Below are 20,483 nucleotides of genomic sequence, written 5' to 3'. Positions count from 1 at the left end.
GTGCGGGCAGGCCGACGGCGGACCACGATGGCAGGGCGCACCGTGCCTGCCGTCGAAGGAGGACCGCCGTGAAGGCACTGACCATCCGACCCGGCGACCCGGACTCGCTCGGGGTGACCGACGTCCCCGAACCGCACGCCGCCGCCGGGGAGCTGCTCGTCGAGGCGGTGGCGCTGGGCGTGTGCGGCACGGACCGGGAGATCGTCCGGGGCGAGCACGGCGAGGCGCCCGAGGGGAGCGACCGGCTGGTGCTGGGGCACGAGTCCCTCGGGCGGGTCGTCGAGGCGCCCGAGGGCAGCGGGTGGGACGTGGGCGCGCTCGTCGCCGGCGTGGTCCGCCGCCCCGACCCGGTCCCCTGCGGGGCGTGCGCCCGGGGCCGCTTCGACATGTGCCGCAACGGGCGGTTCACCGAACGCGGCATCCAGGGGGTCGACGGTTTCGGCAGCGAACGGTGGCGCATCGAGCCGGACTACGCCGTCCCGGTCGACGACTCCCTCGGCACGCTCGGGATCCTCGTCGAACCGACCTCCGTCGTGGCCAAGGCCTGGGAGCAGGTGGAGCTGGTCGGTCGGCGCTCGTGGTTCGAGCCCGACTCGGTGCTCGTCACCGGTGCCGGGCCCATCGGCCTCCTCGCGGCGCTGCTCGGCGTCCAGCGTGGGCTCGAGGTGCACGTGCTGGACCAGGTGACCGAGGGGCCGAAGCCGGACCTGGTGCGTGCCCTGGGCGCCAGCTACCACGAGGAGCCGGTGGACGACGTGATGGCCGCCCTGCGCCCCGAGGTCGTGCTGGAGGCGACGGGCGCCAGCAGCGTCGTCGTGGACGTCCTGTCCGGCACGGCCCGCTACGGTGTCGTCTGCCTCCTCGGTGTCTCGCCGGGCGGCCGGTCCGTCCGCATCGACGCCGGCGGCGTGAACCGGGAGTTCGTGCTCGAGAACGACGCGCTCATCGGTTCCGTCAACGCCCACCAGGGTCACTTCCGCGCGGCGGCCACGGCGCTCGCGGACGCCGATCGCGACTGGCTCGACCGGCTGGTCACCCGGCGGGTGCCGTTCGCCCGCGCGGCCGAGGCGTTCGAGCCTGGCCCCGGCGACATCAAGACCGTGATCGAGCTCTGACGAGCCGCGAGGCAGCCGCATGCCTCCGTCCCGCCGCCCTCCCGGACCCGGCGAGGCGTTTCGTCCACCGATCCGGTGTGCTGCGCGCGACCGCGCTACGGTGGCACCAGGTCGAGCCCAGGCCGCCGTCTCCCGGCGCGAAGGTGTCTCATGAAAGCCCTGTTCGTCAGCTGCACCCTGAAGAAGTCTCCGGAGAGGTCCAACACCGAGACGCTCGGTGCGGTGGCCGCCGGCGCACTGACCGAGCGTGGTGTGGACGTCTCCCACGTCCGCCTCGCCGACCTGGACGTCCCGCCCGGGGTGGTCACCGACCTCGGGCCGGGCGACGACTGGCCCCGCGTCCACGAGCAGCTCGTGGAGTCCGAGATCCTCGTGGTGCTCACCCCCACCTGGCTGGGGCGCCCCTCCTCGATCGCCCAGCGCATGCTCGAACGCATGGACGCGATGATGACGGAGACCGCCGACGACGGGACGCCCGTCGCGTACAACCGGGTGGCGGGCGTGGTGGTCACCGGCAACGAGGACGGTGCGCACCACGTCATCTCCGAGGTGAGCGGGGCGCTCAACGACCTCGGCTACACCCTCCCTGGGCAGGCCTGGACGTACTGGAACCAGGGTCCCGGGCCCGGCAAGGACTACGTCAGCACCGGCCACGGCCACGAATGGTCGCAGAACACCGCGCGGCTGATGGCCCACAACCTGTTCTCGGTGGCCTCCGCGCTGGCCGTCCGCCCGGTCCCCCCGCCCGGCTGAGCCGCCGTCCGCCAGGTGCGACGACCTGGGGCCGACGCAGGCTGGCCACGACGCGTCAAGCCGCGGCGTGCTCCCCGGCCGTGCGGCGCGTCGAGCGCGGCGGCCTCGCCTCACGAGACGGAGCGACCATTTTCTTCCACCGCCAAGAGCTGCAGCACCGAGCCAAGCCCGACAAGCCAGACGCCGTCTTCGCCCGCAAGCTCCAGGAGGTGCTCGGCGGGCAGTACGGCGAGATCACCGTGGCGATGCAGTACGGCTTCCAGTCCTGGAACGCCCACCTGCCCGGCAAGTACCGCGATCTCCTCTACGGCATCGGTGCGGAGGAGATGGGCCACGTCGAGATGCTCGCCACGATGATCTCCCAGCTGCTCGGCGACGCCCCGGTGGGAACCGTCGAGGGAGCGATCCAGGACGACCCCACCGTCGCGGCGATCGTCGGGGGCACCGATCCCCAGCAGGCCATCGTGGCCGGTGCGGGCGCCCGCCCCGTGGACTCCAACGGCAACCCGTGGACCGCCGGCTACGTGACCGCCAGCGGCAACATGCTGGCCGACTTCACCGCGAACGCGAACGCCGAGATGCAGGGCCGGCTGCAGGTGTCCCGGCTCTACCACATGACCGACGACGCCGGGGTGCGCGACCTGCTGGCGTTCCTCCTCGCCCGCGACACCATGCACCAGAACCAGTGGATCGCCGCCGCCCGGTGAGCCGATGCCGGAGCCCACGACGCCGGACAGCCGGTTCCACGGCACGACGAAGAAGTCCGGCACGGTCGAGAAGGCCACGGGCGTGGTCAAGGACGCGCTGCACCGCGAGTGAGCCGGCCACCGACGACCGACCACGACGTGATCCGCCGCTGGGTAGAGGAGGGCGGCGGGGTGTCGGCGAGCGCTCGCCGGGCTGGGATACCACGTCGACCTCGATGAGTCGCTGCGCGACGCGGACGTGCTCGTCCTGGCCGCCGCGTGGGAGGAGTCCGTAGGGACAGGTGCGTCAGGGAACGTCGGCCGGTTCCTTGAGCGCCTGCGCGATGTGGCCGCCGAGCATGGCACCGGCTCCGACGGCCGCGAGACCTACCGCCGTGAGGGTTGCCCCGAGGCGCGAGCGTCCCTCGCGTCGGGCCAGCCAGGACGAGGCCATCAACGCGTTGCCCACGCCGTTCGTCGCGGCGTGCACGGCGGCGACCCGGCGGGCCGCCGGACTCAGGGCGCCGACGTCCGACAGGCCGGTGACCACGGTCGGCACGGCGCCGAGCACGCCCAGCCCGACGAGCCGCCGGGCGGCCGCCGCGTGACCGGGCAGTCGCGTGGCGTCGAGCAGCGCCGCGCTGACCCAGAGGCCGATCGGGAGGTCCGTCAGGACGCCGTGCGCCGGATGACCGAGCGAGCGGCCGCGCAGCTCGTCGTGCAGACGGCCGGAGGCGGGTGTCACCGTCCGTGCGGAGTGCGCCAGGGCCTCGGCCAGACGGTCGACCGAGGTCGCCCGCTCGAGGCGCTCGGCCACGGCGAAGGGTGAGGTCCAGGCGGCCCGCTGGTGCGTCGTCATGCCGGCTCCTTGTCGGCCGCCTCGGGGACATGACCGGACCGCAGCCCGGTGAGGAACGCGATCACCGTCTCCCGGGACGGCTTCTCCGCCTGGCGGGCGCTGGTCATCAGCCAACCGGCGAGGGTGCGCAGCGGGGTGTTGGTGTCGTTCGACAGCCGCTTGAGGATGTCGAAGGCGCCGTCGTCGTCCACGCCGAGCACCATCATGAGCACGCCCTTGGCCTGCTCGATGTCGCGCCGGCTGCGGGACGCGGCCTGGATCGAGGCGTCGGCCTCCTGCGCGGCGAGGTCCCGGACGCTGTGGGACAGGTCGAGCATGTACCCGTTGAGCTCGGTGACCCGGTCCTGGTCGTCACACTCTCCCTTGCCGACCGTGGCGACGACATGACCCTTGCCGTGGGCGTCGACGATCCGGTGGATCATCGCGAACGGGTGGTCGGTGCACTGGGCCTCGTCGAGCACGTCCCGTGTGTGCTCGCGGTCGTCGGGATGGCTGTGCGCGAGCAGCAGATCGGCGGTGGGCAGCACCTCGCCGGGCTCGAAGCCGTAGATCCGGTACAGCGTGTCCGACCACGTCCACCGTCCGCTGGCCACGTCCACGCGGAACTCGCCGACCATGGCGTCGTCGCCGCGGGAGAGGAACTTCTCGAGTGCTTCATCAGGGGGGACCGTGGTCATCATGCCTCCAGGGGAAGGGACGTAGCCGCTGCCTGACCAGTACCTCGAAACTACGCCGCTGCGGGGGGTGGGACAACCGGTCCGGCTGCCCGGTCGCACTTCTCGCCGCAGCGGGCTAGCGTGGCGAGCGAGGTCAAGGAGCGGCTTCGGACTGCGTCCCGGACGGAGACTGACCCATGGCACAGATGACCGAGACCTCACCGCGCGGCGGGGACCCCTTCGGGGCCCCGGAACCGCAGCCGCAGGGCTCTCGTCCGATCGCTGCCGAGGACCTGGAGGCCGCCCTCGCGGTCGGCACCGGACTGCTGGTGGGCCGTTACCGCGTCGACCTGGACTCCGGCACCTGGTGGTGGTCCGACGAGGTGTGGACGATCCACGGGTACGCCCCCGGCGACGTCGAGCCCAGCCTCGAGCTGCTGCGCCGGCACCAGCACGCCGACGAGCGCGGGCGCCTCGTCAGGGAGTCCCTCGCGGCGCTGCGCAGCGGGCGCCCGTTCGCCTGCTCGCACCGGATCGTCGACGCCCACGGGCGCAACCGGGACCTGCTGGTCACCGGACAGCTCCGCGCGCGGGGCACGAGCAGCTCCCAGGTCGTCGGCTACGTCGTCGACGTCACCCCGGTGCGGCGCCAGGCCGTCGAGCAGCAGGTCAAGCGGGCGATCGACGCGGCCTACGTCTCGGCGGCGGCGATCGAGCGCGCCAAGGGCGTGCTCATGGCGGTGCACGGCATCGACGAGGACGAGGCGGAGGCGCTGCTCACCCACCGCGCGTCCGAGACCGGGGCCGGGTTGCGGCACACGGCGCGCCAGGTGATGGAGAAGCTCGCGGCGGGGGCCGGCCTCGGCGACCACGCCACCGAGCAGATCGACGAGACGTTCGCCGCCGTGGTGCCGGACCAGCGCCCGCACATGCGCGACGCCCAGCTGACCCGCCGGCGGACGAGCTGAACCGGACGCACCACAGGACCGACGAGGAGGAGGCAGACATGACCCAGGAGCAGCAGGCGTTCCCGCCCCAGCAGCAGGACCCGCCCGGCTGGACCGGTCAGATGACGCCGAGACCCGACCACGGCGAGGAGAGCTACCGGGGCAACGGCCGGATGGTCGGGTGCCGGGCGCTGGTGACCGGGGGCGACTCGGGCATCGGCCGCGCCGTCTCGATCGCCTTCGCCCGGGAGGGCGCCGACGTCGCGATCGGCTACCTGCCCGAGGAGCAGCAGGACGCCGAGGAGACGGCCCGCTGGGTCCGCGAGGCCGGGCGGACCGTCGAGCTCCTGCCGGGCGACATCACGGACGAGGCGACGGCCCGTTCCCTGCCCGCCCGGGCGGCGGAGGCCCTCGGTGGCCTCGACGTGCTGGTGAACAACGCGGGGTTCCAGATGGCGCGCCGCGAGTCCTTCGAGGACGTCACGACCGGCGAGATCGACCGCGTGCTCAAGACCAACCTGTACGCCCTGCTGTGGGTGACGCAGTCCGCGCTGGAGTACCTGGGCGAGGGCGCCAGCATCATCAACAACTCCTCGATCCAGGCGTTCCAGCCGTCGACCTCGCTGGTCGACTACGCCTCCACCAAGGCGGCGATCAACAACCTGACGGTCAACCTGGCCGCGGAGCTGGGCCCGCGGGGCATCCGGGTGAACGCGGTCGCCCCCGGGCCGATCTGGACCCCGCTGCAGCCCGCCACGCAGCCGGAGGCCAAGCTGACCTCGTTCGGTCAGGACACCCCGCTCGGCCGGGCCGGGCAGCCGGCGGAGGTCGCACCCGCGTTCGTCTTCCTGGCCGCGCCCGCCGAGGCGAGCTACGTGTCCGGCACGGTGCTCGGCGTCACCGGCGGCAAGCCGGTGTTCTGACGCCGGTGTCCTGACGCCACGGGTAGCCTCACCCCTCCGCGACCACGGCGGCCCCGGCGCGCAGGGCGCCGGGGCCGCCGTCGTCCCGCTCCCGGTCAGCCGGGGCGGTCCCACGGGTCGAGGACGACCTTGATGCACCCGTCGTCCTTGCGCTGGAACATCGAGTACGCCTCCGGGGCGCGGTCGAGCGGCACCCGGTGGGTCCGCAGGTCGAGCACGCCGAGCGGGTCGGAGGAGTCCTGGACGAGGGGCAGCAGGTCGTCGGTCCAGCGGCGCACGTTCGCCTGCCCCATGCGCAGCGCGACCTGCTTGTCGAAGAGCTGCATCATCGGCACGGGGTCCAGGGCGCCGCCGTAGACGCCGGAGATCGACACCGTGCCGCCTCGGCGCACGAGGTCGAACGCCGTGTGCAGGGCGGCGAGCCGGTCCGTGGCGGCGCGCTCGGTCAGCGGCGCCGCGACGGCGTCGGGCAGCAGCCCGACACCCTTCTGCGCCAGCTCGGCGACCGGGGAGCCGTGCGCTTCCATCCCGACGGCGTCGATCACGGAGTCCGGCCCGCGGCCGGCGGTCAGGTCACGGACCGCCGTCGCGAGCGAGCGCCCCGGCTCCAGCGTGGTCACCCCGTGCCGCTCGGCCATGGCGCGACGCTCCGGGACAGGGTCGACGCCCACGACCACCTCGGCACCCTGGTACCGAGCCACCCGGGCCGCCATCTGCCCGACGGGTCCCAGCCCCAGCACCACGACGCTGCCGCCGTCGGGCACGTCGGCGTACCGCACGCCCTGCCAGGCCGTCGGCAGCACGTCCGACAGATACAGGTAGCGCTCGTCGGGCGTGCCGTCGTCGGGCACCTTGACCGGGCCGTAGTGTGCCTGCGGGACCCTGAGGTACTGGGCCTGGCCCCCGGGCACCTGGCCGTACAGCCGGGTGTAGCCGAACAGCGCGGCGCCCTTGTCCTGCGAGCGCACCTGCGTCGTCTCGCACTGGCTCTGCAGCCCGCGCCAGCACATCCAGCACCGGCCGCAGGAGATCGTGAACGGCACGACGACGCGGTCGCCGACCTGCAGGTCGCCGGTCGCGTCGCCGACCTCCTCGACGATCCCCATGGCCTCGTGCCCCAGGACGTCTCCGGCGTCGAGGAACATGCCGAGCACCCCGTACAGGTGCAGGTCGGAGCCGCACACGGCCGTCGACGTCACGCGGACGACGGCGTCCGTGGGCTGCTCGACCCGGGGGTCGGGGACCTCCTCGACCGAGACGTTCTCGCGTCCTTGCCAGGTCAGTGCACGCATGGCTCCTCCTCGTTCTCTCAGGCGCCCTGGAGGGCCTGCAGCCGGTCCCAGGCACGGTGCATGCCGAGGTCGCGGCGCAGCTGGTCGACGGTCCCTGCCGACAGTGCCGGCACGGCAGACACGCCGTCGGCCTCGGAATCGAGCCCGGCGACGCGCAGCGCGTCGGCACCGTCGCCGACCGCGACGATCGCCTTGCCGTGGCGGAACATCTCCTGCAGCAGCACCGTGGTGCGGGGTTCGGCGGCAGGCGACGCGCCGCCGGTGCCGTCGGCCAGGACGACGGCGTCGTACTCGATGGACCGCGTCGTGAGCAGGGTGCGGTCGACCGTCTCCGTGGTGCCGTCGGACGTCACGTCGCCGCCGTGGGCGGCCACCACACGCACGACCACGTCGTCGTCGCCGAGGCCGGTGCGGAGCGCGTGGACCGCGGACAGGTCACCACCGTCCGCGACGAGGACGCCGACCACCCGGGCGTCCACCCGGCCGGGGGCGGTGGGGATCTGCGACAGGGCGGGAGAGGCCTCCATCTCGTCGGGGACCTCCCCCTCCGGCACCGGCAGGCCGAGGCCCTCGGCGACCCTCGAGACGAGCTCGCCGTCGATCCTGGCCAGGCTGGCGAGCATGCGCTCGCGCACCCCGGTCGACGCGCACCTGCCCAGCTCGAACGTGAAGGCCTCGACGATGTGCGCCCGCTCGATCGCCGTCATCGACAACCAGAACAGCCGGGCCTGGCTGAAGTGGTCGGTGAACGAGACCGGGTGGTGACGCGCCTTGGTCCCCTCGACCGGTGTCGCCACGGTGACGAACCCGTCCTGGGGCGACGCGACGGGGCGGTCCTCGTCCAGCCGGTTGGGCTTGTGCGCGACCACCCCGGAGTGCACGGCCGTCTGGTGCATCGCGTCGCGCTGCATGTCGTCCACGGGCGCGTGCGGCCGGTTGATCGGGAGCTGGGAGAAGTTGGGCCCACCGAGCCGGGAGAGCTGGGTGTCCAGGTACGAGAAGAGCCGGCCCTGCATCAGCGGGTCGTTGGTGACGTGGATCCCCGGCACCAGGTGGTCGACGTGGAACGCCACCTGCTCGGTCTCGGCGAAGTAGTTCGTCGGGTTGGCCTCGAGCGTCATGACGCCCACCGGCTGCACCGGGCAGATCTCCTCGGGCACGATCTTGGTCGGGTCGAGCAGGTCGATGCCCTCGAACGTCTCGTCGTGGGTGTCGGGCATGACCTGCAGCCCGAGCTCCCACTGCGGGAACGCCCCGGCGTCGATCGCGTCAGCGAGGTCGCGCCGGTGGAAGTCGGGATCCGCGCCCTGGGCGATCTGCGCCTCCTCCCACACCAGCGAGTGCACGCCGAGGACGGGCTTCCAGTGAAACTTCACCAGCGACGTCGAGCCGTCGGCCGCCTGCAGCCGGAACGTGTGCACGCCGAAACCCTCCATGGTGCGGTAGCTGCGCGGGATCGCCCGGTCCGACATGGCCCACATCGCCATGTGCGTGCTCTCGGTGTGCGAGGAGATGAAGTCCCAGAAGGTGTCGTGAGCGCTCTGTGCCTGCGGGATCTCACGGTCGGGGTGCGGCTTGCCCGCGTGGATGATGTCGGGAAACTTGATGGCATCCTGGATGAAGAACACGGGGAAGTTGTTCCCTACGAGGTCGAAGGTCCCCTCGTCGGTGTAGAACTTGGTCGCGAACCCGCGGACGTCCCGCGCGGTGTCCGCCGACCCGCGCGAGCCGAGCACGGTCGAGAAGCGCACGAAGACCTCGGTCTCCTTGTCCGCCTCGGCGAGGAAGCCTGCGCGTGTCACGTTCGCCGCGTTGCCGTAGGCGCGGAACCTCCCGTGGGCGCCCGCTCCTCGCGCGTGCACCACGCGCTCGGGGATGCGTTCGTGGTCGAAGTGGGTGATCTTCTCGCGCAGGTGGTGGTCCTCGAGCAGCACGGGGCCGCGAGGTCCGGCCGTGAGCGAGTGGTCGGTGTCGTCGACCCGCAGACCCTGAGCCGTCGTGAGCCGTCCACCGGCCTGGGCGCGGGGGTCCGGGTCGTCGGATCCGACCAGGAAGGGACAGCCGGTGGCTGTGCGCGCAGCAGGGGAAGCGGTGCGGGCGGGTGGCAGGTCGGTGGAGCGGCGGTTCGGTGGGTCGGCGTTCTCGGGGGACATCGGGGCTCGCCTCGCAGCGGGTCGTGCCGTGTGCCGCGCTTCTCGAGCACACGTCCACCTTGCGACCGGACGTCCGGCGTTGCCACTCGAGCCCGGGCGGCGTCGATGCTCAGCCGGTGACGGTCGACGTCGACGGCGTCCCCGGCGATCTCACGCAGGGCGACGTCGCGCCGGTTCGAGGCGGTGCGCAGCAGCTCGAACGCCGCCTCGGGCGTGATCCGGTAGATCGCCGCCAGGGACCCCTTGGCGCGTTCGATCGCGCCCCGGCTGCGTGAGGCGGACTCGAGGTGGCGCGTCGCGAGGACGCTCGCCCGCTGCCGGACCGGTCCGCTCACGTCCGTGGTGTAGCCGTTGAGCGTGGTCCCGGTCTGCGCGTCGGACGCCGACGGCTCGACGTGCCCGACGCCGACGATAGACCGTTCTCGGCCCGCGGCGTCGACGAGGCGGTGCAGCGCCCGGAAGGGATCCTCGGACGGGCGGGCGTCGTCCAGGAACCGGGCGAGTTGTGCGCGGTCTGCGGGGTGGTGGTGGGCGAGCACCAGGTCCGTGGTCGGCACCACCTCGCCCGGGACGAACCCGTGCAGGGTGTAGACGCCGTCGGACCACCACCACTCCTGGGTCGCGAGGTCGAGCCGGTACTGCCCGGTCGGTCGGGGCCCGCGGGGGGTCAGCGGCGCTGCGCCTCCTGCAGCACGGCCCGCGCCGTCTCGGTGAGCGTCGCTCGCTGGTGGCGCGAGCGTTCGAGCAGGGCGTCGTACGCGTCGGCCATGTCGAGGCCGAGGGTGTGGGCGAGGGCTCCCTTGGCCTGCTCGATGGTCACGCGGCCGGCCAGCGCGCGCCGGAGATTCTCCGCGATCTCGTTCTCGCCCAGCGTCTCGGGCTGCGCGATGACGAGGGTCAGCATGTCGGCGAACGCCTGGGCCGTGCCCCGGGTCTGCGGGCTGGGTGGCGCCGCCCGGCGCGCGAAGATGTTGAGACCGCCGAGCACGGTGCTGTGCCAGCAGAGGGGGAAGGCGTAGGCGCTGTGGAACCCGGCGTCGACGATCGCGCGCCCGACGGTCGGCCAGCGGGTGACGATCTCCGGCTCGCCGACGGCCGTGACGGCGTCCCCGGTCGTGAAGACGTCCACGCACGGACCCTCGTCCCGCTGTGTTTGGTAGACCTCCAGGTGGGTCGCGACGTGGTCCGTCGCGGCGAGGAGCTCGAGGCCGTCCGCACCGGGGGTTCGTACGAGCAGCCCGCCGACGTCACCTTGCGAGAGGGAGGTGGCGTCCCTGGTGAGGCGGAGCAGCAGCTCGGCGACGTCGTGCTCGTGGACCAGGGCGGACGCTGCTCTCGCGAGAGTCTCGGTGGGGTGCGGCAGCGTCATGGCTCCTCGGTCTCTTCGTTCTCGTCGTGGGAGAAGGTCATCCGTCGGTCGAGCACGTCGTCGGCGACCCGTGCCAGGTCGATGTCGAGCGCGTAGGCGTGCGCCCGCAGGACGGCCAGCGCGTCGTCGGGCGCGATATGAAGCTGTGCGGTCACCATCCCGGTGGCCTGGTGGACGCGCGCCTTCTGGGTCCAGTCGAGCGTGTCGAGGTCGCTCATCAGCGAGGTGCCGACGGCGTCGGCCAGGAACTGCAGGTCCTCCGTGCTGCGGGCCAGGCCCTCGGCCGTGACGTAGAGACTGAAGACACCGACGACCCGGACGCCGGCGTGCATCGGCACGGCGTACACGGTCAGCGGGCCGCGGATCGTCTTGACCGCCTCCTGGGCGAAGACCGGGAACCGGTTGGGGGAGTCCTCGATGCTGACCACCACGAGGGCGTCGTCCTCGAGCGCCTGCTGCACCGGCCCCTCGCCGAGCACGTCCTGGAGGGCGTCGATCGCGGCGAAGTCGCTGGAGGTGCTCACTGCCACCCGGTCGCCGGGCACGGCGGCGACGGTGAGCGTGCCGCCCTGCCCGTGAAGGATGTCCACGCACGCCCGGCACAGCCGCGCGGCGAGCGGCAGCTCGGCGTCCGCAGACGCCAGGGTCTGCGCGAGCAGACCCAGCAGCTCGTGGGGGCTCACCCGGTCGTCACCTCGTTCCTCCGTCCGGGCCAGTGTTTCACCGATGGCGGATCGACGTGGGGTCGGGCCCCGCCCGCACGGCGCAGGGCTCACGTGCCCGCCGACCTCTCGTCGACGATGTCCCCGGTGCCGGGGGCGAGCAGCGAGCGCAGGATGGTCGTGGCGACCTCGCGTTCGGGGATGCCGCACTCGGTCGCCGCGGACCGCATCAGCTCGGCCGCTGCCTCTCGCGAGCAGTCGTTGGTCTGCATCACCGCTCCGACCGCCCTCTCGACGAGCGTGGAGGTCGCCGTGCTGCGCAGGAGGCTTCCGGCGGCATCGTCCAGGTCGGCGAACTTCAGCTGGAGCCGGACCGCGGACGCGATGAGCCGGGCGTACGCGTCGGCGTCGCTCACGAACCGTTCGTCCCAGGTGCCTCCGTCGCGAGCGTAGAGGTTGAGCGCCACGACGATGCCGGGCGCCACGTCCGAGGGGACGGCGAGCGCACGGACGAAGCCCTCGTCGAGGGCCTGTCGTCGCCACGGCGGCCACCTGTCGTCCCGGGCGACCGACGCCACCTCGACGACCGCGCCGGTCGCCATCGCCTCGACGCACGGACCGGCGTCGGCCATCGCCTCCCGCTGGTCGCACCGGGCCGCACCGCGGGCGCTGCTGCCGACCTGGAGCGTCATGCCGTACTGCCGCATCGTCAGGCTGGCCTCCAGGTCGCCGTCGAGCATCCCGGCAGCACGGGTCGCGCACTCCTCGAGGTAGCGAGAGATGGCCATCAGAGCCTTCCTGTGGCGACCGGCGCCACACGCGGGCCTCCGGCGTGGAGTCCCACGCCGGTCGCCCGGCGAGAAGCACCGTCCTGCATGCTGCCCGTCTTCCACCGTACGCCCCCGGCACCGGGGACGGGACGCACGACGCCGCCACCGCGAATCGATACGATCGTCACCATGCGCCGGAAAGCCCTTACCTACACCTCGGACCTCGATCGGGTCGACGGTGCCCACCCCGTCCGTTCGCTCCTGCGCCTGCTGGGGACCCAGCCGCGCCGGCTGACGGTCGCCCTGTACGCGTTCGCCGTCAAGGAGATCCCGCTGTGGTTCCTGCCGGTGATCACGGGGGCGGTGATCGACATCGTCGCCGAGGCCGGCAGCGTGCCTTCGGTCCTGCTCTGGTTCGCGCTGGCGGCCGTGCTCCTCGCCCAGAACTACCCGCACCACATCGTCTACACCCGCCACTTCATGACCGTCGTGCGCGGGCTGGGCGCGCGGCTGCGCAACGCGCTCGTCGAGCACCTGCAGGGGCTGTCGATCGGCTACTACGCGCGCTCGAGCGCGGCGCTCGTGCAGTCCAAGGTGGTGCGCGACGTCGAGAACGTCGAGCTCATGCTGCAGCAGGTGACCCATCCGCTGCTCTCGGCCCTCATGGTCCTGGTGGGCGCGGTGACGATGACCGCGATCAAGGTGCCGGAGTTCCTGCCGGTCTACGCGCTGGCGATCCCGACGGCGCTGGTCATCCGTCGCACGATGGCGCGGCGCTCGCGGTCGCGCAACGAGCTGTTCCGCCGGGAGATGGAGAGCTTCGCCACCCAGGTGGGGGAGATGGCGTCGCTGATCCCGGTGACGCGGGCGCACGGGCTGGAGCGCACCGCCGCCACGCGCGTGGCCTCCGGGGCCGACGAGGTGCGCCGCGCCGCGTTCAACCTGGACATGCTCAACGGCCGGGTCGCCTCGGTCTCCTGGGTGGCCATGCAGTTCCTCGGGGTGTGCTGCCTGGTGCTCGCCGCCGTCGTCTCCCTGACTGGCTTCATCACCATCACCCCGGGCGAGGTCGTGCTGCTGTCGACGTACTTCGGGCTCCTGACCCAGGGCCTCACGCAGGTCCTCAACCTGGTGCCCGTCACCGCGCGGGGCGTGGAGTCGATGCGGTCGATCGCCGAGGTGCTGTCCGAGCCGGACCTCGAGGCCAACGAGGGCAAGCGGACCGTCGACGACGTCCAGGGGCGGCTGCAGATCGAGCACGTCACGCACCGCTACCCCGAGTCCGGCGAGGACGCTCTGACCGGGGTGGACCTCGAGGTGCGCTCGGGCGAGACCGTCGCCTTCGTCGGTTCCTCGGGGTCAGGCAAGTCCACGCTGCTCAACCTGGTGCTGGGCTTCGTCCGTCCCTCCAGCGGGCGCATCCTGCTCGACGGCCGGGACATGGCCGGTCTCGACCTGCGCACGGTCCGGCGCTTCGTCTCGGTCGTCCCGCAGGAGTCGGTGCTCTTCGAGGGCACGGTCCGCGAGAACGTGGCCTACGGACTCGTCGAGCCCTCCGACGAGCGCGTGGTCGGCGCGCTGCGCGACGCCAACGCGTGGGACTTCGTCAGCGCCCTGCCGGAAGGGCTGGACACCGTCGTCGGGCAGCGCGGTGCGCGGCTCTCGGGTGGTCAGCGCCAGCGGCTGGCCATCGCACGGGCCCTGGTGCGTGACCCGCGCATGCTGTTCCTCGACGAGGCGACCAGCGCCCTGGACCCCGAGGCGGAGGCGACCGTGCGCGACGCGCTGAACAGGCTGATGCGGGGGCGGACGACGCTCGTCGTGGCGCACCGGCTGTCCACCATCCGCCAGGCCGACCGCATCGTCGTGCTCGATCGCGGCCGCGTCGTCGAGGTCGGCAGCCACGACGAGCTCCTCGGGCTGGGCGGGCGCTACGCGACCCTGCACGCCGCGCAGGAGGGCGGGCCCAGCGCCTGACCGGGACCGCCCCGCCCGCGCGCCGCTCACGCTCGGCTCAGCGGGTGCGGAAGCCCTGCTCGCCGCGGGGGGAGACGGTCGTGACGTCCGTGCCGGCCACGGCGGCGCCTGAGGGTCCGGTCCGCAGGAAGTCGACGACGCGCCGGACGGTCGCGTCGTCGCCCTCGACGACGGCCTCGACGGTGCCGTCGGGGCGGTTGCGCACCCAGCCGGCCGCGCCGGCCTCGCGGGCGACCTGCTCGGTGGCCCAGCGGAAGCCGACGCCCTGGACGGTGCCGCGGACGATGACGTGGACCCGGGTGCTCATGCGCTCCACGGTAACGCGCGTCGGAGGATATATTGCGCGCAATGGAATGGCGTGCGATGCTTCTGCCATGCCGGACGCTGGAGCATCCACAGTCCTCGACCCGATGCTGTGCTTCGCCGTGTACTCGCTGGAGCGCAGGATCGGGCGGGTCTACGCCGAGCTGCTCGCGCCGTGGGGCCTGAGCTACACCCAGTACCTCGTCCTGACGGTGCTCTGGGCGAACCATGACGTCCCGCTCACGGTCGGCGAGCTGGGGCGGCTGCTCGACCTGGACTCGGGGACCCTGTCACCGCTGGTCAAGCGGCTGGAGTCGCGCGGTCTGGTCGTGCGGCACCGCGCCGCCGACGACGAGCGGGTGGTCATGGTCTCTCTGACCGACGACGGCCGCGGCCTGCGCACCGAGCTGGCCGACCTGCAGCGGTGCCTGGCCGAGCGCATGCCCGCCGACCCGGGCGAGGCCGAGGACCTGCTCGCGCGGCTGCGCGCCGCGAGCGACCGCCTGCCCCCGCGTGCCGGCGTCTGACCTGCACCCGACCAGCACGCCACCACCGACGAGAGGAACTCCAGCATGCCCACCTCTATCGCCTATACCGCCGAGGCGCTCTCCACCGGCGCCGGCCGCGACGGTCGCGTCCGCTCCGACGACGGCCGGGTCGACCTCGACATGGCGATCCCCCAGCCCATGGGCGGCTCGGGGGACGGGTCCAACCCCGAGCAGCTCTTCGCCGCCGGGTACGCGGCCTGCTTCCACTCCGCGCTGCAGGCCGTCGCACGGTCCCAGAAGGTGAGCGTGCAGGACACCTCGGTCGGTGCCCGGGTGCACATCGGCCCGGACGACCAGGGCGGATTCGAGCTGGCCGTCGAGCTCGAGGTCGTCGTCCCGCACCTGCCCACGGACCAGGCGCAGGCGCTCGCAGACGCCGCCGAGAAGGTCTGCCCGTACTCGAACGCCACGCGGGGGAACATCGACGTGCGGGTCACCGTCGTCGACGGCTGACCGCACGGTGCGTGGCCGCGTACAGTACGGCGGGTGATCGAACGAGAAGCAGGGATCGGCGCGGCCGCGCACAGCACCGACGAGCTCGCCCAGGGGCGGGTCCAGCTGCGGTCCGAGGACCGCTGGATCCCGGACGGGATGGCCGATGCCTGCCGCCGGGCGGCAGCCGAGGGCATCGTGCTGCTGAAGAACGAGAACGGGCTCCTGCCTGTCGCTGGGAGCGCTACCATCGCCGTCTTCGGGCGCGTGCAGCAGGACTACTTCACCGTGGGCTACGGCTCCGGCGGCGACGTGCGACCGCCGTACCAGTGGAACCTCTTGGACGCCCTGCGTGCCAGCGACGAGGTCGACGTCGACGCCGAGCTCGCCGAGCGCTACGTCGCCTGGTGCGCGGCCCACCCCGTCGAGGCCGAGCCCGAGTGGGGCACCTGGCCCCGTTCGCACCCCGAGATGCCGCTGTCGGCGACCGAGGTCGCGGAGGTCGCCGCCCGCACCTCCCTGGCCCTGGTCGTCGTCGGACGGTCCGCCGGCGAGGCGCGCGAGCAGGCCCTCGAGCCCGGCAGCTTCCACCTCACCGAGGACGAGCGGGACCTCCTGCACCACGTCACGACGGCGTTCGAGCACACCATCGCCGTCGTGGACACCGGCAACGTCATCGACCTCGCCTGGACCCGGGAGTACGACCTCGACGCCGTCCTGCTCGCCTGGCAGGGCGGGATGGAGTCGGGCCGCGCCGTCGTCGACGTGCTCACCGGCGCCGTGCCGGCCGGCGGGAAGCTCACCGCCACGATCGCCGACGAGTACGCCCGCTACCCGAGCGCCGGGCACTTCGGCGGCCACGAGCACAACGAGTACGTCGAGGACGTCTACGTCGGCTACCGGTACTTCGAGACCTTCGCCCCGCAGCACGTGCTCTACCCGTTCGGGTTCGGGCTCGGCTACACGACGTTCGACGTGCGCACCGCGGGCCTGCGGCACGACGACGGCACCGTCGTCGTGCCCGTGACGGTCACCAACACCGGTGCCCGACCGGGCACCGAGGTCGCCCAGGTGTACGTGCGCGCCCCGCACGGCCTGCTCGGCCGCCCCGCGCGCCACCTCGCCGCCTTCGCCAAGACCCGGGTGCTGGCCCCCGGTGAGACGCAGGAGCTCGAGCTGCGCTTCGACCTGGCGGACGTCGCCGCCTACGACGACGCCGGCCGCACCGGTCACCGCTCGGCCTACGTCCTCGAGGCAGGGCGCTACGAGGTGCTGCTCGGGACCGACGCGCGGTCGGCCACCGGGTGCGGCGACGTCGTGGTCGACACCCTGCGGGTGGTCCGGCGGCTGCGCGAGGTCGCCGCCGTGGAGCCGACGCACGCCTTCGAGCGCCTCGTGCCGCGAGCCGGGCAGGACGGCGGCACCGTCGCCGGGCACGAGCCGGTCCCCGTCGCCACCGTCGGGCGCCGCGAACGGGTGCTCGCCGCCCTGCCCGCGCCGTTGGAGCGCACCGGCGACCGGGGCGTCGTGCTGGCCGACGTCGCCGCCGGGCGGGCGAGCCTGCCGGAGTTCATCGCCCAGCTCGACGACGACGAGCTGGAGGCGCTGAGCCGGGGCGACGACGTCATGGACTCCGCCCTCGGCACCCCCGGCAACGCCGGCGTGCTCGGCGGCACCATCGCCTCCCTGCGCGACAAGGGCGTGCGCGCACTGACCACCACCGACGGACCGGCCGGCATCCGGCTCGCGACCTACACCTCGCTGCTGCCCTGCGGCACCGCCCTGGCGTCCACGTGGAACCCGGCGCTGGTGGAGACGCTCTACGGTCACCTGGCCGAGGAGATGGCCGTCAAGGGCTCGGACGTCCTGCTGGCTCCCGGCATGAACATCCAGCGCGACCCGCTGTGCGGGCGCAACTTCGAGTACTTCTCGGAGGACCCGCTCCTCACCGGCCGCATGGGGGCGGCGACGGTGCGCGGCATCCAGCACGCCGGCCTGGCCGCGTGCCCCAAGCACTTCGCCGCGAACAACCAGGAGACCAACCGCGAGCACCACGACTCCCGGGTCTCCGAGCGTGCGCTGCGCGAGATCTACCTGCGCGGCTTCGAGATCTGCGTCGCCGAGGCCGCCCCTCGCACCGTCATGACCTCGTACAACAAGATCAACGGCACCTGGGGCCACTACCACCACGACCTCGTGACCACGGTCCTGCGGGGCGAGTGGGGGTACACAGGCGCGGTGATGACCGACTGGTGGCTCCGCGAGGCCGTCGACCCCGACTTCCCCGCCCTGCGCAACGACGCCTACCGGGTGCGGGCCCAGGTGGACGTCAACATGCCCGGAGCGTGGGACCGCGACGTCCAGACGGGCGACGGGTCGTTGCTGGAGTCGCTCGCCGACCCGGACGGGATCACGCTCGGCGAGCTGCAGCGCACCGCGGCGAACGTCCTACGCCTCGTGCTGTCGGCTGCGCGCGGGGACCGCGCCGTCGGATAGCATCCTGCTCACACAGATTCGCTGGGAGGCGTGGAAAGACTCGTGAGCAAACCTGCGGCATCCGCAGACAGTGACAGTACGCCGGGTACCGCCGGCTCCGAGACGATCGGCGGTGCCCGTTGCTGATCACCGTCGGGACCCTGCTCCTGGGATTCGTCGTCATCGCTGTCGTCATCGCGGCCAACGGCTACTTCGTGGCCCAGGAGTTCGCCTACATGTCGGTGGACCGCTCCCGGCTCGGCGCTCGCGCCGAGGACGGTGACGCGACCGCCGTCCGCGCGCTCGCCGTGACCCGGCGCACCTCGTTCATGCTCTCCGGCGCCCAGCTGGGGATCACGGTGACCGGCCTGCTCGTCGGGTACGTCGCCGAGCCCCTCGTCGGGGAGAGTCTCGGCGAGATCCTCGGGGTGGTCGGGGTGCCGGCCGGTGTCAGCGTGGCCGTCGGCACCGTCCTGGCGCTCGCGGCATCGACCGTCCTGCAGATGATCTTCGGTGAGCTGTTCCCGAAGAACCTCGCGATCGCCGACCCGGAGCCCCTGGCGCTGCGCCTGGCGCGGTCCACGCAGATCTACCTGGCGGCCTTCGGCTGGCTGATCACGGTCTTCGACCGCGCGGCCAACGCGCTGCTCCGGCTGATGCGGATCGAGCCGGTCCACGACGTCGACTCCAGCGCGACCGCCCGTGACCTCGAGCACATCGTCGCCGACTCGCGAGAGAGCGGCGACCTGCCCGAGGAGCTGTCGATGATGCTCGACCGCATCCTGGACTTCCCGCAGAGGGACGTCGAGCACGCGATGGTGCCGCGTTCGCGCGTGGACACCGTCGACGCGGACACGACGATCGGGCAGGTGCGCGCCCTCATGGCCACGGCCCACACGCGGTACCCCGTGACGTCCGCGGAGGACCAGCCCGTCGGTGTCGTGCACCTGCTCGACGTGCTGGCCGCCTCGGACGACGAGCTGCCGGTCTCGCGGATCATGCGTCCGGCGACCGTCGTGCCGACGCTCATGCTCCTGCCGGATGCGCTGGCGGAGCTGTCGGCGGTCCACGACGAGCTCGCGTGCGTGATCGACGAGTACGGCGGTTTCGCGGGCATCCTCACCCTGGAAGACCTGGGCGAGGAGGTCGTCGGCGAGCTGCGCGACGAGCACGACGTCGACGAGGACGAGGTCGTGGAGTCCGACGGGCCGGGGGTCTGGCGCATGGACGGTGACGTCCACCTGGACGAGGTCGAGCGCGCGATCGGCCACGACCTGCCGCGGGGGGACTACGAGACCTTGGCCGGGCTCGTCATCTCCGCGGCGGGGAGCCTGCCCGAGGTCGGCGAGATCGTCGACGTCGAGCTGCCGGTGGACCCGGCCGACCTGGCTCTCGAGGAGCCGGTGCGCCGGGCGTTGCGCATCGAGGTGCTCGAGGTCGAACGTCGCGTGCCGGCCACCGTCCGCGTGACCCTCGACGAGCCGCTCGCAGAGAGCGCAGAGAGCGCAGAGAGCGCGGAGCCCGCCACCACCCAGGACGAGGGAGAGCTCCGATGAACAACCCCTGGATCGTCCTGGCCGTCACCACGGCACTGATCGCGCTGAGCGCGTTCTTCGTGGTCATCGAGTTCGCCCTGCTCGGCGCGCGACGCCACCGTCTCGAGGAGCGGGCGACGACGAGCAGCGGTGCGCGAGCGGCCCTGCGCGGGGTGAACGAGCTGACCGTCATGCTCGCCGGTGCCCAGCTCGGCATCACGGCCGCCACGTTCGCCCTGGGTGCGGTCACGAAACCCGCGGTGGACCACTGGCTGGCCCCCGTCCTGGCCTCGTGGGGCCTGCCGTCATGGCTCGCCGACTCCGCGTCGTTCGCGCTGTCGCTGCTGTTCGTCACCTTCCTGCACCTGGTGGTGGGGGAGATGGCGCCGAAGTCCTGGGCGATCGCGCACCCGGAGCGCTCGGCGATCCTCGTCTCGCCCCCGGCGCGTGCGTTCATCTGGCTCTTCCGGCCGCTGCTGCTGTGGATCAACGGCGTGGCCAACCGGCTCGTGGCCGCGACCGGCGTGGAGCCGGTCGACCGCGCCGCCGTCGGCGGGCAGGACGCGGCGACGATCCGTCACCTCGTGGAGCACTCGGCCGAGGTCGGGGCGATCGACGCCTCGATCAGGACCCCGCTGTCCGGCGCGCTCGACCTGACCACGCAGCGGGTCTCCGCGTTCGTCGCCCCCGGTGCCCGCCCCACGGCGGTCGCGGCCTCGGCGACGGTCTCCGACGTGCAGGACGCCTCGCGCCGGTCCGGCCACCTGCGCGTCCTGGTGGAGTCCGCCGGTGGCCCTCCGGGCGTGGTGCACGTGCGCGACACGCTCCTCGAGCCGGTCGACCGGCCGGCCCGCGACCTGGCGAGGCCTGCCTTCGTGCTGGGCCCCGACCAACCCGTGCACGAGGCGCTGTCCGGGATGCGCCGGGCCGGTGAGCAGCTCGCGGTGGTCATGGACGGGCCGCGGCTCTCCGGCGTCATCACCCTCGGCGACACGTTGCGGCGGGTGATCCCCAGCTCGTGACGGCCG

General features: G+C 72.7%; 18 protein-coding genes and 2 pseudogenes. 11 read left to right on the top strand and 9 right to left on the bottom strand.

Annotated features, from left to right (window positions below):
* The first annotated feature begins 68 nt into the window (after positions 1–68).
* The 3 genes and pseudogenes from UQW22_RS15060 (at position 69) to UQW22_RS15050 (ending at position 2,687) form a co-directional block, all read left to right on the top strand.
* On the top strand, positions 69–1,115 hold the full coding sequence (locus UQW22_RS15060) for a glucose 1-dehydrogenase (RefSeq protein ID WP_407317891.1): 1,047 nt from the start codon (positions 69–71) through the stop codon (positions 1,113–1,115).
* Positions 1,116–1,265: 150 nt separating this feature from the next.
* Positions 1,266–1,868 (top strand): flavodoxin family protein, encoded by a 603-nt coding sequence (locus UQW22_RS15055; protein WP_407317890.1) that lies wholly within the window; start codon positions 1,266–1,268, stop codon positions 1,866–1,868.
* 128 nt (positions 1,869–1,996) lie between these two features.
* Positions 1,997–2,687: pseudogene (locus UQW22_RS15050) on the top strand (manganese catalase family protein).
* A gap of 174 nt (positions 2,688–2,861) precedes the next feature.
* On the opposite strand, the gene UQW22_RS15045 reads toward UQW22_RS15050, so the two are convergent.
* Positions 2,862–3,413, bottom strand: coding sequence for a DUF2231 domain-containing protein (locus UQW22_RS15045; protein WP_407317889.1), 552 nt, complete (start codon positions 3,411–3,413; stop codon positions 2,862–2,864).
* Positions 3,410–4,093 (bottom strand): PAS and ANTAR domain-containing protein, encoded by a 684-nt coding sequence (locus UQW22_RS15040; RefSeq protein ID WP_407317888.1) that lies wholly within the window; start codon positions 4,091–4,093, stop codon positions 3,410–3,412. Before UQW22_RS15040 ends, UQW22_RS15045 begins: the two co-directional genes overlap by 4 nt.
* Before the next feature lie 173 nt (positions 4,094–4,266).
* Here UQW22_RS15040 and UQW22_RS15035 point away from each other — a divergent pair, with 173 nt between their 5' ends.
* Positions 4,267–5,037, top strand: a complete 771-nt coding sequence (locus UQW22_RS15035; RefSeq protein ID WP_407317887.1) for a PAS and ANTAR domain-containing protein — start codon at positions 4,267–4,269, stop codon at positions 5,035–5,037.
* Positions 5,038–5,075: 38 nt separating this feature from the next.
* A complete protein-coding gene (locus UQW22_RS15030; RefSeq protein ID WP_407317886.1) occupies positions 5,076–5,939 on the top strand; it encodes an SDR family oxidoreductase in 864 nt (287 codons plus the stop codon).
* Between the two features lie 95 nt (positions 5,940–6,034).
* Here the strand turns inward: UQW22_RS15030 and UQW22_RS15025 are convergent, their stop codons facing one another.
* The 6 genes and pseudogenes from UQW22_RS15025 to UQW22_RS15000 form a co-directional block, all read right to left on the bottom strand.
* Complete coding sequence (locus UQW22_RS15025) at positions 6,035–7,231, bottom strand: zinc-dependent alcohol dehydrogenase (RefSeq protein WP_407317885.1); 1,197 nt, start codon at positions 7,229–7,231, stop codon at positions 6,035–6,037.
* Positions 7,232–7,248: 17 nt separating this feature from the next.
* A complete protein-coding gene (locus UQW22_RS15020; protein WP_407317884.1) occupies positions 7,249–9,384 on the bottom strand; it encodes a catalase in 2,136 nt (711 codons plus the stop codon).
* 203 nt (positions 9,385–9,587) lie between these two features.
* A pseudogene (locus UQW22_RS15015) lies at positions 9,588–9,719 on the bottom strand (hypothetical protein); the annotation flags it as partial.
* A gap of 332 nt (positions 9,720–10,051) precedes the next feature.
* On the bottom strand, positions 10,052–10,753 hold the full coding sequence (locus tag UQW22_RS15010; protein ID WP_407317883.1) for a GAF and ANTAR domain-containing protein: 702 nt from the start codon (positions 10,751–10,753) through the stop codon (positions 10,052–10,054).
* Complete coding sequence (locus tag UQW22_RS15005; protein ID WP_407317882.1) at positions 10,750–11,436, bottom strand: GAF and ANTAR domain-containing protein; 687 nt, start codon at positions 11,434–11,436, stop codon at positions 10,750–10,752. The genes UQW22_RS15010 and UQW22_RS15005 overlap by 4 nt, the downstream gene beginning before the upstream one ends.
* An 89-nt stretch (positions 11,437–11,525) precedes the next feature.
* Positions 11,526–12,203: a GAF and ANTAR domain-containing protein gene (locus tag UQW22_RS15000; protein WP_407317881.1), complete on the bottom strand. Its 678-nt coding sequence runs from the start codon at positions 12,201–12,203 to the stop codon at positions 11,526–11,528.
* 171 nt (positions 12,204–12,374) lie between these two features.
* Here UQW22_RS15000 and UQW22_RS14995 point away from each other — a divergent pair, with 171 nt between their 5' ends.
* On the top strand, positions 12,375–14,162 hold the full coding sequence (locus tag UQW22_RS14995; protein WP_407317880.1) for an ABC transporter ATP-binding protein: 1,788 nt from the start codon (positions 12,375–12,377) through the stop codon (positions 14,160–14,162).
* Positions 14,163–14,199: 37 nt separating this feature from the next.
* Here the strand turns inward: UQW22_RS14995 and UQW22_RS14990 are convergent, their stop codons facing one another.
* A complete protein-coding gene (locus tag UQW22_RS14990; protein ID WP_407317879.1) occupies positions 14,200–14,469 on the bottom strand; it encodes an acylphosphatase in 270 nt (89 codons plus the stop codon).
* A 67-nt stretch (positions 14,470–14,536) separates the two neighbouring features.
* Here UQW22_RS14990 and UQW22_RS14985 point away from each other — a divergent pair, with 67 nt between their 5' ends.
* The 5 genes from UQW22_RS14985 to UQW22_RS14965 all read left to right on the top strand — a co-directional run bounded on the left by UQW22_RS14985 (position 14,537) and on the right by UQW22_RS14965 (position 20,477).
* Positions 14,537–14,992 carry a MarR family winged helix-turn-helix transcriptional regulator gene (locus UQW22_RS14985; RefSeq protein ID WP_407317878.1) on the top strand — a complete coding sequence of 152 codons (456 nt, stop codon included), beginning with the start codon at positions 14,537–14,539 and terminating at the stop codon, positions 14,990–14,992.
* Between the two features lie 45 nt (positions 14,993–15,037).
* Positions 15,038–15,466, top strand: a complete 429-nt coding sequence (locus tag UQW22_RS14980) for an organic hydroperoxide resistance protein (RefSeq protein ID WP_407317877.1) — start codon at positions 15,038–15,040, stop codon at positions 15,464–15,466.
* Between the two features lie 33 nt (positions 15,467–15,499).
* On the top strand, positions 15,500–17,941 hold the full coding sequence (locus tag UQW22_RS14975; RefSeq protein WP_407317876.1) for a glycoside hydrolase family 3 protein: 2,442 nt from the start codon (positions 15,500–15,502) through the stop codon (positions 17,939–17,941).
* Positions 17,942–18,060: 119 nt separating this feature from the next.
* On the top strand, positions 18,061–19,476 hold the full coding sequence (locus UQW22_RS14970) for a hemolysin family protein (protein ID WP_407317875.1): 1,416 nt from the start codon (positions 18,061–18,063) through the stop codon (positions 19,474–19,476).
* Entirely contained in the window at positions 19,473–20,477 is a 1,005-nt protein-coding gene (locus tag UQW22_RS14965; protein ID WP_407317874.1) for a hemolysin family protein, read from the top strand. The genes UQW22_RS14970 and UQW22_RS14965 overlap by 4 nt, the downstream gene beginning before the upstream one ends.
* Positions 20,478–20,483 lie beyond the last annotated feature (6 nt).

It is taken from the genome of Isoptericola halotolerans (genome assembly GCF_045689585.1).
GTDB classification, from domain to species: domain Bacteria; phylum Actinomycetota; class Actinomycetes; order Actinomycetales; family Cellulomonadaceae; genus Isoptericola; species Isoptericola halotolerans_B.
The sequence above is the reverse complement of the archived record's forward strand: the minus strand, read 5'-3'. Positions and strand labels throughout refer to the sequence as shown.